Source organism: Salinicola sp. 4072 (genome assembly GCF_036663415.1).
GTDB lineage: Bacteria > Pseudomonadota > Gammaproteobacteria > Pseudomonadales > Halomonadaceae > Salinicola > Salinicola salarius_A.
The window spans coordinates 20,904-32,413 of the sequence record NZ_JAXOVV010000033.1 but is presented as its reverse complement, the minus strand read 5'-3'; the positions used below and the strand labels follow the sequence as shown (position 1 = coordinate 32,413).

Sequence of the window (11,510 nt, the reverse complement as noted above, 5' to 3'; positions counted from 1 at the left end):
CTGCTCGAACGTCTCCAGGCGTACGAGGACGACGTGCTGCGTTTCCTCGACGACCCCGCCGCGCCCTTCACCAATAACCAAGGGGAGCGTGACCTGCGGATGACCAAGGTCCAGCAGAAGATTTCAGGCTGTTTCCGCTCCTGGGAAGGTGCCGAGATCTTCTGCCGGATGCGCAGCTTCCTCTCGACGGCGGTCAAGCAGGGCCTGGCAGCGCACACCGCACTGGAACAGTTGTTTGCCGGTGAAGTGCCCGAATTCATGCGTCGGGACGGCCTGGATCAGGCAGCGTGACCTGAATAGTTACGCCGATTTTTGCCTTGCCTGATCTTCGCTCGCCAGCTTTTCAAACGATATCACTACGATTATTTGAAAGGAGCGTAATGACTCGGTTGATTACTCGCCCATCAATGTGGCGGTGATCTTCCGGGCACCGCCATGCTCGCGATGTTCGCCCAGCCAGATGCCTTGCCAGGTGCCGGTGAGCAGGCGTCCTTTGTCGACCGCGAGGGTCAGTTCGGCGCCGAACAGGCTGGCCAGTACGTGGGCGGGCATGTCCGGGCCTTCGAGCGTATGCCGCATGCCGGGCAGGTTTTCCGGTGCCAGCTTGCTGGCGAACAGCGCCATGTCGTGCCGCACGTCGGGGTCGGCATTCTCGTTGAGCGTCAGTGATGCGGAGGTATGCATCAGCTGCAGATGCAGAAGCCCGGTGCGGATGTCGTGCATGCCGGAAAGCGCGCCGAGAATCTCGTCGGTGACCAGATGAAAGCCGCGCGAACGGGGTTTGAGCGAGAACTGTTGACGATGCCACATGGAGTTGGCTCCTTGGTAACGTTGGTGTGGATGCGCTCGATGACCATTTCATCGACGTTTCGTAAAAATGGCGCTGATCTGTGAGACCAAAGTTTGACTGGTCAGCCGAGAATGGGCGTGCCTATACTGGCTGCGTTGGCAGCTCCATCGTCGCTGCAAGATCGACGGACGAGACATTCGCTCCCCCTTGACGGTAAAGGGTTCGCCGTGGCTTTGAAAGGGATGGCGATGTCGTCACGCCAGATGGGTTCTATCCGAAATTGCCCGTTTCAGGAGGGATGTCATGGCCGCTCCACGTCTCTATATGTTCCAGACAGGAACGCTGAAGTGTCGTGTGTGCAACATCAAGATGAACGCGGGACTGGATGATTACGAGATCCCCGTTCCCTGGTATCTGATCACTCATCCCAAGGGCAACGTGGTCATCGACGGCGGGTGCGCGGTCGAATGCGCGAGCGATCCGAAGGGATACTGGGGCGATATCACTTCTGTCTACTGGCCGGTCATGCGGGAAGAAGAGGGCTGCGTCCAGGCCTTGAAGGCGTTCGGGATCGAACCCGCCGACGTTCGCTATGTTCTGCACAGCCATCTGCATCTGGACCACACCGGTGCCACCGGGCGCTTCCCGAATGCCATCCATATCGTGCGACGCTGCGAATACGAGTATGCGATGGCGCCGGATTGGTTTTCGGCGGGTGGCTACATTCGTGCGGATTTCGATCGGCCCGACGTGAAATGGCATCTGCTGGAAGACCACGACGATGGCTACGATGTCTTCGGCGACGACACGATCCGGTTCATCTTCACGCCTGGGCACGCGCCGGGACATTCCAGTTTCCTGCTTCGCTTGCCGGAAACCGGGCCGGTGCTGCTGGCCGTGGATGCTGCCTATACCACCGATCATTGGGACGAAAAGGCTCTGCCGGGCTTTCTGGCCTCGACCGTCGATGCGGTGCGCTCCGTTCGAAAACTGCATGCCCTGGCGGAAAAGACCGGTGCGCTGGTGGTGACCGGACACGATCCCGAGGCATGGCCAACCTTCCGTCACGCCCCGGAATACTACGCTTGATCGGCGAGGCGACCGATCGATACATCCATTGCATGACAGTGCCCGTCGACCGGCGTCGATGGTAGGCGCTACTGATCGCGTATCACTGGAGAGCTTGTATGAAAATTCGTGCCGCCGTGATTCATGAAATGAAGAGGCCTCGCCCGTATCGGGAGTCGCTGCCGATGTCGGTCGAGGAGGTCGAGCTGGATGGGCCAGGGCCGGGGGAGGTGCTGGTCAAGATGCGTGCCGCCGGTCTGTGTCATTCGGATCTTTCCACGATCAATGGCGATCGTCCGCGCCCGTTGCCCATGGTCCTGGGCCACGAGGCGGCCGGTGAAGTCGCCGAAGTCGGCGAGGGTGTGACCGATCTCGCCCCCGGCGACCACGTGGTGTTCTCCTTTGCGCCCAGTTGTGGCACGTGTTCGTCGTGTCTTTCCGGGCGGGCAGCGCTGTGCAAGCCCGGTGCGGCAGCCAACACCGCCGGGCATCTGCTGGGTGGCGGGATGCGTCTGCACAAGAATGGCCAGAAGATCTATCACCATATCGGCGTTTCCGGTTTTGCCGAGTACACGGTGGCGTCGCGCCGCTCCCTGACCCGGATCGATCCGGACCTGCCTTTCCATATCGCGGCGCTGTTCGGATGCGCCGTGCTGACAGGCGTCGGTGCGCTGGTGCATACGGCGGGACTGCGGTTGGGCCAGTCGGTGCTGGTCGTCGGCTTGGGCGGCGTCGGTCTGGCGGCGGTCATGGGTGCCGTCGGTGGCGGCGCGCGGCAGGTGATTGCGGCCGATATCGCGCCGGAAAAGCTGGAAACCGCCAAGGCGATGGGTGCCACGCATATCATCAACAGCGGCGATCAGGATGCGGTGGAGCAGGTGCGCGAGATTAGCGGCGGTGGGGTGGACATCGCGGCCGAGTTCGCGGGTGTGTCCAAGGCGTTGGAGTTCGCCTACGAGTCCACCGCCCGTGGCGGCACGACCGTCACTTCCGGGTTGCCGCATCCCGACGTGCGATTCGCCATCAGCCCGACGCGCATGGTGGCCGAGGAGCGCACGCTCAAGGGCTCCTACCTGGGCGGTCACGTGCCGTCGCTGGACGTGCCCGAATACATCGCGCTCTACCAGTCCGGCCGCCTGCCGGTGGATCGGCTGCTGACGCACCGGTTGAAACTCGACGAGATCAACCTCGGTTTCGACCGTCTGGCGAGTGGCGAGGCGATACGTCAGATCATCGATTTCGATTGAGCCTCGAACCGGACGGGGCATGCTCCGGCTGCTAGTCTTGAATGAGTCTCGAAGGCGTAGTCCGACGTTCGGGCTGCGCCTTTGCATTTCATCCGTCATCGATAGGAGAAGGTCATGGCTCAGACACGAGTCGAGCGCGATAGCATGGGCGAACTGGAAGTTCCGGAGAGCGCGCTCTACGGCGCTCAAACGCAGCGTGCGGTGAACAATTTTCCGGTCAGTGGTCAGCCGTTGCCACCGGCATTCATCGCGGCGGTGGCCCGTATCAAGCGTGCTGCGGCGCAGGTCAATCAGGAGCTGGGGCTGCTGGACGAAGCCCGAGCCAGAGCTATCGTGGCCGCGGCCGACGAGATCATCGACGGCAAGCATCCCGACCAGTTCCCGGTCGATGTGTTCCAGACGGGGTCGGGCACCTCGACCAACATGAACGTCAACGAGGTGATCTCTCACCTCGCGAGCCGTGACGGGCTCGAAGTCGGCCCCAACGATCATGTCAACATGGGGCAGTCGAGCAACGACGTGATTCCCACGGCCATCCATCTGGCGGCGGCGATTCAGGTTCGTGAGCGCCTGCTGCCGGCACTCGGCTACCTGCGCTCGGTCATCGATGACAAGGCGAAAGACGTCGACGACGTGGTCAAGACCGGACGCACGCATCTGATGGACGCTATGCCGGTGCGCTTGAGCCAGGAGCTGGGCGGCTGGTCCAGCCAGGTCGCTCAGGCAATCGAGCGACTGGAAGACGGGTTGAAGCGTATCACTCGCCTGGCCCTGGGCGGTACGGCGGTCGGCACCGGCGTCAATGCGCATCCCGAGTTTGCCGACAAGGTGGCGCAGCGTCTGGCCAGCGATACCCATCTCGATTTCCGCCCCAACGACAGCTTTTTTGCCAGCCTGGCGTCGCAGGACGCGGCGGTGGAGCTTTCGGGACATCTCAAGACGTACGCCGTCGCGGTGATGAAGATCGCCAACGATCTGCGCTGGATGAACTCCGGCCCGCTGGCCGGTCTGGGGGAGATCGAGCTGGAGGCGCTGCAGCCGGGCAGTTCGATCATGCCGGGCAAGGTCAACCCGGTGATTCCCGAGTCCGCCGCCCAGGTTGCGGCACAAGTCATCGGTAACGATGCGGCGATCACCGTCGGCGGGCAAAGCGGCAATTTCCAGCTCAACGTCATGCTGCCGCTGATCGCGCACAATCTGCTGGGTTCGATCACGCTGCTGACCAACGTCAGCCGCCTGCTGGCAGACCGCGCCATCGCCACGTTCAACGTGCGTCGCGACAACATCGTGAGCCCGCTGTCCCGCAACCCGATTCTGGTGACGGCGCTCAATTCGGTGATCGGTTACAACGCGGCAGCGGCGGTGGCCAAGAAAGCCTATCAGGCAGGGCGGCCGATCATTGATGTCGCCGAGGAAGAGACCGATCTCTCCCGTGAGGAGCTGGAGCGTCTGCTCGATCCCGCCAAACTGACCGAAGGGGGAATTCCGGAGTAACGACTTCGAATGGATTCCTTCTCCGAACGTCGTTATTCCGACGTTCCCGGCCGAAAGCAAGACGACAACGCCACCCGTTCGGGTGGCGTTGTCGTCTGTAAGACTATCGCTGCGGAGACGGCCTCAAACCGGCGCTTCGCCACGCCGTTCCTGAGCCTCTTCGATGGTGTCCGCAGCCTCTTCGCGCTCCTCCATGTCGGCCTTTTCGGACTCGTTCTCGTCGGCGCGAGAAGGGTTGTGACATAGCGTGACCAGAATCGGGAAATGGTCCGACCCGATCTCGGACAACCGCTGCATATGAACGAGCGTGAAATGCTCGGTCACGAATACATGATCCAGTGGCCAGCGCAGCAGGGGATACTTGGCATGGAAGGTGCTATACCGGCCGCGGCCCCGTCGCAGATCGAGCATGCCGCTGATCTTGCAGAACAGTTTGGTCGTGGGTGACCACGCCACGTCGTTGAGATCGCCAGCAACGATGGTCGGGCAGTTGTTCTTGGCAATCGTCTGGCCGACCAGCAGCAATTCGGCATCTCGCCATAATGATTCGTCGCTTTCCGAGGGTGCGGGCGGCCGCGGGTGCAGCGCGTGGAAGCGAATGCGCTTACCGCTCCTGAGTTTGACCCAGGCATGAATCGAGGGGATGTCGTCCTGGATCAGCCACTGGACCTCGACGTCTTCCAGCGATAGCCGGGAATAGAGGTGCATGCCGTAAAGATTGTCGAGAGGAATGCGCACGGCTTCCGGCATCGCTTCGCCAATGGCGGCATCCAGCTGATCTCCCCACCACTGGTCGGATTCCAGGGTCAGCAGAATATCGGGCTGGTGCTTCTCGACGAGAGCGATCAGTTTGTCGGCCTGGCGATTGGGCGTCAGCACGTTGGAGATGAGCAGCTTGAGCTCGCCCTCCGGCTCGTGCGACTTGGCCTTGACCACGGTGCGCCGAGCCAAAGGCGTCCATGGGTAGATTCGCACCCACTGAATGGCGGCGGCGACCCCGCTGGCGGCGATCCCGGCCCAGTGCCACCAGGCATCGGGATGAAAAGCGAGCTGAACCAGTGCCAGTACGGTGGCGACGATGGCGATCTGGAGCAGCGGGAAATCGAAACTGCGAACACTCCAGTGACGGATCCGCATGTAGGGCGCCATGGTGATCAGCAGGACGAGGCAGCCGAGACCGGTAAGAAGAAGTTGCAGCAACTGGTGGTTCCTTGTGTCGGGATAGGACGCCGTGTTCGGCCAAGGTTAACAGAAACATGACCGGCACCCACGGCCAGTATGGCCTGGCGACGATTCCCGACAGAGCGAAATTCGTGAGACTTTAGAAGGGGTTGGCCAGGAACTTCACAGCCATCTTGCCCGGGCCGCGTTCATGAACCTAGCTCATGAAACCTTGGAAAAAACCCCCTGATTGGCGATGGCCGGATGCTGCTCCAGGTAGTGCGTCAGCGCCTGTTGTTCATCCTGGGTCAAACGTAGCCCCAGCTTGCTGCGACGCCACAGAATATCCTCTCTGCCATGTGCCCATTCGTGTTCGATCAGGTAGTCGACCTCGGCGCGCGTCAAGCCGCCGCCAAAATGCTGGCCGAGGTCTTCCTGGCTCAGTTTGCCTTCCAGGAAATTAAGGCACAGCGTGCCGTAACTGGAGCCAAAGCGTTCGGCACGCTCCCGGCCGAGGAACGGATACTCGCGCAGCAACTGTGTGACGAATGCCTGACGCGATTCGATATCCCCGCCAGGGAGTCGAGCGTCGGCCGTCCAGGCTTGCCCCATGTGCGGCAGCAGCGGTTGCAGTTTGTGCATGGCCGCTTCGGCAAGCTTGCGATAGGTGGTGATCTTGCCGCCGAAGATCGACAGCATCGGGGCACCGTGCTTGTCGAGATCGAGCGTGTAATCGCGCGTCATGGCGGAGGGGTTTTCCGACTCGTCATCGCACAGCGGGCGGACGCCGGCATAGGTCGAGATGACATCCGCTCGGCTCAGCTTCCTGACGAAGTGCGCGTTGAGTACATCGAGCAGATAGTCGATCTCTTCGTCGTTGATGCTGACCTTGGCCGGGTCGCCCTGGTAGCGGCGATCGGTCGTGCCGATCAGGCTGAAACGCTGCTGGTAGGGGAGCACGAAAACGATGCGACCATCCTGGTTCTGAAGAATGTAGGCCCGATCGTCGTCGTTGAGTCGCGGCACGATCAGGTGGCTGCCCTGAATCATGCGAATGCCGTAACGCGAATCACGCTTGGCATTGCCTTTGACGAAGGATTCCACCCAGGGGCCGGCGGCGTTGACCAGCACCTTGCCCCGATGCTCGTGGCGTTCGCCGGTGTCCCGGTCTTCGAGGCTGACCACCCAGTGCCCCGATTCCTCGCGAGCCTCGGTGCAGCGGGTGCGAACCCGGATGTCCGCGCCTTTTTCCTGCGCCTGCAGCGCATTGAGGACCACCAGCCGGGCATCATCCACCCAGCAGTCTGAGTATTCGAACCCGCGCTTGATCGTCGGCACCAGCGGGCTCTCGCTGCCGAAGCGCAGGCTCCTGGCGTTGGGCAGGCTGTCCCGGTGGCTCAGGTGATCGTAGAGGAACAGCCCGGTACGAATCATCCAGCCCGGACGCAGATGGGGCTGGTGCGGAAGGATGAAACGTAGCGGCCAGACGATGTGAGGCGCCTTGCGCAGCATGACTTCACGCTCTCTCAGCGCCTCGCGAACCAGACGGAATTCCCGATGCTCGAGATAGCGCAGGCCACCATGAATCAGCTTGCTGCTGGCTGAGGAGGTCGCACTGGCCAGATCGGCCTGTTCGCACAGGAGCACGGAAAGGCCTCTTCCGGCGGCGTCGTTGGCGATGCCAGTACCGTTGATGCCACCTCCGACAACGATGAGATCGTAAACGTGGTGCTCTGTCGTTGAGGCCATGCCGTCCTCCGGAAAGGTGAGGGAGTTGGATATGTTCGATTGCGAAAATAGTTTAATCACTTTCGAACATCAATAGCGGCAAGGTGTTTTCATAGACCAATTGGGGAGGGGAAGCGCAGTCGTCGGGGCTATATGGCAAAACGACAAAGCCGGCACGAGGCCGGCTTTATCGACAGAAAAGGGTAAAGATTTCAGCCGGAATAGGCCGTGACGGCTTCCCTGTCGGCGGGGACCGACGGGTCGGCGACGTAAAGCGCGACGTCATGCTCGCGCATCAGACGACACAGCATCTCCGGGGGTTGGCGGTCGGTGAAGAAGGCGTTGATCTGGCTGAGATTGCCCTGGCGTACCACGGCGTTGCGATGGAACTTCGAGTGATCCGCTGCCAGGAAGACCTGGCGGGAGTTGCGCAGGATGGCCTGCGCCACGCGGACTTCCTGGTAGTCGAACTCCAGCAATGAGCCATCGCCATCGATGCCGCTGATCCCGATGATGCCGTAGTCCACCTTGAACTGGTTGATGAAATCGATGGTGGCCTCGCCGATGATGCCGCCGTCGCGAGAGCGAACCTGGCCGCCGGCGACGATGACGTTGAAGTCGGTCTTGTGCTGCAGAATGGCGGCCACGTTGAGGTTGTTGGTAATGACTTCGAGCCCGCTGTGCTGGCATAGCGCCTCGGCGATGAATTCGTTGCTGGTCCCGATGTTGATGAACAGCGACGAAGAATCGGGAATATGTCTGGCCAGCATCTCGGCGATACGGCGCTTGGCGTCCAGGTTCAACGTCTTGCGGGTGTGATAGGCGGTGTTGACCGTGCTCGACTCGAGCCCGGCGCCGCCGTGGACGCGCTTGATGACACCTTCTTCCGCCAGTTGATTGAGATCCCGGCGCACCGTCTGGGGCGTGACATCGAAGTCTCTCGCGAGTTGTTCGATCGACGCATAGCCCTGGCGCTTGACCAGTTCGACGATGGCTGCGTGACGTTCCTGCTGTGTCATGTTGGTTCCCTGCCGCGGCCCAATGGCTATTCTGGAAAGAGTTGATTGGCTCTACAAAGTGTTTCTAGAAGGCGTTTCTAGAAAGAGTGGGTTGGCGCCAGTTTACCAAAGCCGGCCGCATTGCCGTCGCTTCGGATAAGGCCGCGGCGCCTCGCACTGGTTCGACCATGGTCTAAGTGTTGGAAAGCGAATTCATATTGTTGTTAATCGAAAATGAAAATAGGTTGATAGCCTGAAAACGAACCTTCCGGTGTAGCGATTCCGATCATGGGTTGCGTTCCGGCTGAACGTGACCAGCAAGGAGTGAAACGATGGCCTCATATATTCTGTCTATCGATCAGGGAACGACGAGCTCCCGGGCGATACTGTTCGACCGCCAGGGTCAGGTCGCGGGCGTGGCTCAGGAAGAGTTCGCGCAGCATTTTCCGCATGACGGCTGGGTCGAGCACCATACCGACGACATCTGGCAGTCGGTGTTGCGAACCTCTCGTCAGGTGATGCAGAACCTGGGCGTTTCCTCCAGCGACGTTGCCGGCATCGGGATCACCAACCAGCGCGAAACCACTGTGCTGTGGGATCGCAAGACGGGCGAAACGCTTCACAACGCCATCGTCTGGCAGGACCGACGCACCAGCAGCTATTGCCGGGAACTGATCCAGCAGGGCCACGAGAACTTCATCCAGGAGCGCACGGGGCTGCTGATCGACCCGTACTTCTCGGCGACCAAGCTTCGTTGGCTGCTGGACAACGTGGAAGGCGCCCGGGAGCGGGCCGAGCGTGGCGATCTGGCTTTCGGGACGGTCGACAGCTTCCTGCTGTGGAAGCTCACCGGCGGCAAGGTGCACGCCACCGATGCGACCAACGCTTGCCGTACCTGTCTGTTCAACATCCATACCCAGGCCTGGGATCAGGAGCTGCTCGATCTGTTCCAGATTCCGGCGTCGCTCATGCCCGAAGTGCTCGACTCCAGTACCGAGTTCGGCATCACCACGCCGGAATTGCTGGGCGGGCCGATCCCCATCGCGGGGATTGCCGGTGACCAGCAGGCCGCGCTGATCGGCCAGACGTGCTTTTCGCCCGGCATGTGCAAGAGCACCTACGGCACCGGCTGTTTCATGATCATGAATACCGGCGATACGCCGGAGGTTTCCAGAAACCGTCTTCTGACGACGGTGGCCTACCGCCTGAACGGCAAGCCAACCTACGCCATGGAAGGCAGCATTTTTGTGGCGGGTGCCACCGTGCAATGGATGCGGGACGGCCTCAAGCTTTTCGGAACGGCTTCCGAAACCGAAGCGCTGGCGCGCAAGACCCGGATGGGGCACGGCGTCTATCTCGTGCCCGCATTCACCGGTCTGGGCGCGCCGCATTGGGATCCGCAGGCCAGAGGGGCGATCTTCGGCCTGACGCGGGATACCGGTATCGCCGAGATCGTGGCGGCCGGGTTGCAGGCCGTCTGCTACCAGACGCGCGATCTGCAGGGTTGCATGGACGACGACATCGAGGCTCGCATCGACCGCCTGCGCGTGGACGGCGGCATGGTCAGCAACAATTGGGTCATGCAGTTCCTGGCGGACATGCTGGGCGTCCCGGTGGATCGGCCCACGATTCTGGAGACCACCGCGCTGGGTGCGGCCTATCTGGCCGGCCTGCAGGTCGGCTGGTATTCGAACCTCGAGGAGATCAGCGCGCTCTGGCGCTGCGAGCGCACCTTCGAACCGCAGATGACAGAAGCCGAGCGGGAACGGCTCTACAGCGGCTGGCTCGATGCCATATCCCGCGTGAAGTGTCGTGACCAGACAGGTGCGGAAGCATGATCTGGGAGGTCATGCGCGGCGAATTCCTCGGCACGATGTTCCTGATCGTGTTCGGCGGTGGTGTCGTCGCCAATGTCGTGCTCACCAACACCAAGGGTAACGGTTCGGGGTGGATCGTCATCGCGACGGGGTGGGGCTTTGCGGTCATGATCGGCGTCTTCGTGGCGATGGCCACCGGATCGCCGCAGGCCGATCTCAACCCCGCCGTTACCTTGTCCAAATGGATTCTGGGCATCCATCAGGGGGTCGAGCTGGTAGGCTCGATGATCGCCGCTCAGATGGCGGGCGCCTTCGCGGGGGCGATCGGCGTCTGGCTCGCCTATCTGCCTCACTGGCGGTGTACCGAGGATAGCGCGGTCAAGCGGGCGGTATTCTGTACCGATCCGGCGGTCTCGCACCGGACCGGCAACCTGCTCTGCGAGCTCATTGGTACGCTGGTGCTGATCTTCGGCATCGGCGCGATCGCCAGCTCCGGGACGATCAGCGACGGTCTGCTGCCTTATCTGGTCGGCATGCTGGTCTGGGCGATCGGGCTATCGCTGGGCGGGCCTACCGGATACGCGATCAATCCCGCAAGGGATCTGGGGCCGAGGTTGGCTCACGCCGTGCTGCCCATTCACGGCAAGGGGGACTCGGGCTGGCAGTATGCCTGGGTTCCCATCGTCGGGCCGCTGGCGGGCGCGGTGGTTGCCGCGCTGATGTGGCAGCGCCTGTTGCCGGTCTGATGACAGGTGCCAATGGGCAGCGGTATTCAGGCGATGCGACGTGGCATTGCGGTAGATGGCGCGTCGCTCGCCGGCCGAAAACGAATTGTCTCGACATGACAGGCAGTTGGCGAAAATTTTTTATGTGTAGAGGGTTGCATTCCGCGGCTGCCCGGGTAGAATTCGCATCCGTTGTCACGGCGAGCCCGCCGCAACACGAAGCAGGACCGTAGCTCAGTTGGTTAGAGCGCCACGTTGACATCGTGGAGGTCAGCGGTTCAAATCCGCTCGGTCCTACCAATACAGATTGGGTTTGTGACGACTACCTACAGGACCATAGCTCAGTTGGTTAGAGCGCCACGTTGACATCGTGGAGGTCAGCGGTTCAAATCCGCTTGGTCCTACCAGATTTCGAAACCCCGAGCTCCGGCTCGGGGTTTTTTGTATCCGTCATTCCATCTTGATTATCCGCCATCCGCCAT

The 11,510-nt window shown here is 61.5% G+C and carries 10 protein-coding genes and 2 tRNA genes; 8 read left to right on the top strand and 4 right to left on the bottom strand.

From position 1 onward, the window contains the following. A partial coding sequence (locus R3F72_RS16820) for an IS66 family transposase (protein WP_332778557.1) occupies positions 1-291 on the top strand: 291 nt, incomplete at its 5' end. Positions 292-393: 102 nt separating this feature from the next. On the opposite strand, the gene R3F72_RS16815 is transcribed toward R3F72_RS16820, so the two are convergent. After that, positions 394-810 (bottom strand): secondary thiamine-phosphate synthase enzyme YjbQ, encoded by a 417-nt coding sequence (locus tag R3F72_RS16815; protein ID WP_303854157.1) that lies wholly within the window; start codon positions 808-810, stop codon positions 394-396. Positions 811-1,093: 283 nt separating this feature from the next. Here R3F72_RS16815 and attM point away from each other — a divergent pair, with 283 nt between their 5' ends. The 3 genes from attM to R3F72_RS16800 all read left to right on the top strand — a co-directional run bounded on the left by attM (position 1,094) and on the right by R3F72_RS16800 (position 4,599). Next, entirely contained in the window at positions 1,094-1,879 is a 786-nt protein-coding gene (gene attM / locus R3F72_RS16810) for an AttM family quorum-quenching N-acyl homoserine lactonase (protein ID WP_087718768.1), read from the top strand. Positions 1,880-1,977: 98 nt separating this feature from the next. After that, positions 1,978-3,105, top strand: a complete 1,128-nt coding sequence (locus tag R3F72_RS16805) for a zinc-dependent alcohol dehydrogenase family protein (protein ID WP_332780247.1) — start codon at positions 1,978-1,980, stop codon at positions 3,103-3,105. Between the two features lie 114 nt (positions 3,106-3,219). Next, positions 3,220-4,599: a class II fumarate hydratase gene (locus tag R3F72_RS16800; protein WP_332780246.1), complete on the top strand. Its 1,380-nt coding sequence runs from the start codon at positions 3,220-3,222 to the stop codon at positions 4,597-4,599. A 123-nt stretch (positions 4,600-4,722) separates the two neighbouring features. Here R3F72_RS16800 and R3F72_RS16795 read toward each other — a convergent pair whose 3' ends face one another. From R3F72_RS16795 to R3F72_RS16785, 3 genes are all read right to left on the bottom strand, one after another. Further along, the gene (locus R3F72_RS16795) at positions 4,723-5,799 is read right to left on the bottom strand and encodes an endonuclease/exonuclease/phosphatase family protein (RefSeq protein WP_332780245.1); all 1,077 of its coding nucleotides are present in this window, start codon (positions 5,797-5,799) and stop codon (positions 4,723-4,725) included. A 183-nt stretch (positions 5,800-5,982) separates the two neighbouring features. After that, positions 5,983-7,509, bottom strand: coding sequence for a glycerol-3-phosphate dehydrogenase (glpD, locus tag R3F72_RS16790; RefSeq protein WP_332780244.1), 1,527 nt, complete (start codon positions 7,507-7,509; stop codon positions 5,983-5,985). Between the two features lie 191 nt (positions 7,510-7,700). Continuing rightward, positions 7,701-8,507 carry a DeoR/GlpR family transcriptional regulator gene (locus R3F72_RS16785; RefSeq protein ID WP_332780243.1) on the bottom strand — a complete coding sequence of 269 codons (807 nt, stop codon included), beginning with the start codon at positions 8,505-8,507 and terminating at the stop codon, positions 7,701-7,703. A 311-nt stretch (positions 8,508-8,818) separates the two neighbouring features. Between R3F72_RS16785 and glpK the strand changes: the two genes are divergently transcribed. The 4 genes from glpK to R3F72_RS16765 all read left to right on the top strand — a co-directional run bounded on the left by glpK (position 8,819) and on the right by R3F72_RS16765 (position 11,435). After that, on the top strand, positions 8,819-10,324 hold the full coding sequence (gene glpK, locus R3F72_RS16780) for a glycerol kinase GlpK (protein WP_332780242.1): 1,506 nt from the start codon (positions 8,819-8,821) through the stop codon (positions 10,322-10,324). Further along, positions 10,321-11,049, top strand: a complete 729-nt coding sequence (locus tag R3F72_RS16775; RefSeq protein ID WP_332780241.1) for an MIP/aquaporin family protein — start codon at positions 10,321-10,323, stop codon at positions 11,047-11,049. Before glpK ends, R3F72_RS16775 begins: the two co-directional genes overlap by 4 nt. 202 nt (positions 11,050-11,251) lie before the next feature. Further along, a tRNA-Val gene (locus tag R3F72_RS16770) sits at positions 11,252-11,328 on the top strand. Between the two features lie 30 nt (positions 11,329-11,358). Further along, a tRNA-Val gene (locus tag R3F72_RS16765) sits at positions 11,359-11,435 on the top strand. The last annotated feature ends 75 nt before the right edge of the window (positions 11,436-11,510 follow it).

Excerpts from the sequence above, each read along its gene's own strand:
- glpK (WP_332780242.1), top strand. The coding sequence starts at position 8,819 with ATGGCCTCATATATTCTGTCTATCGATCAGGGAACGACGAGCTCCCGG.
- R3F72_RS16815 (WP_303854157.1), bottom strand. The coding sequence starts at position 810 with ATGTGGCATCGTCAACAGTTCTCGCTCAAACCCCGTTCGCGCGGCTTT.
- R3F72_RS16785 (WP_332780243.1), bottom strand. The coding sequence starts at position 8,507 with ATGACACAGCAGGAACGTCACGCAGCCATCGTCGAACTGGTCAAGCGC.
- attM (WP_087718768.1), top strand. The coding sequence starts at position 1,094 with ATGGCCGCTCCACGTCTCTATATGTTCCAGACAGGAACGCTGAAGTGT.
- glpD (WP_332780244.1), bottom strand. The coding sequence starts at position 7,509 with ATGGCCTCAACGACAGAGCACCACGTTTACGATCTCATCGTTGTCGGA.
- R3F72_RS16800 (WP_332780246.1), top strand. The coding sequence starts at position 3,220 with ATGGCTCAGACACGAGTCGAGCGCGATAGCATGGGCGAACTGGAAGTT.
- R3F72_RS16805 (WP_332780247.1), top strand. The coding sequence starts at position 1,978 with ATGAAAATTCGTGCCGCCGTGATTCATGAAATGAAGAGGCCTCGCCCG.
- R3F72_RS16775 (WP_332780241.1), top strand. The coding sequence starts at position 10,321 with ATGATCTGGGAGGTCATGCGCGGCGAATTCCTCGGCACGATGTTCCTG.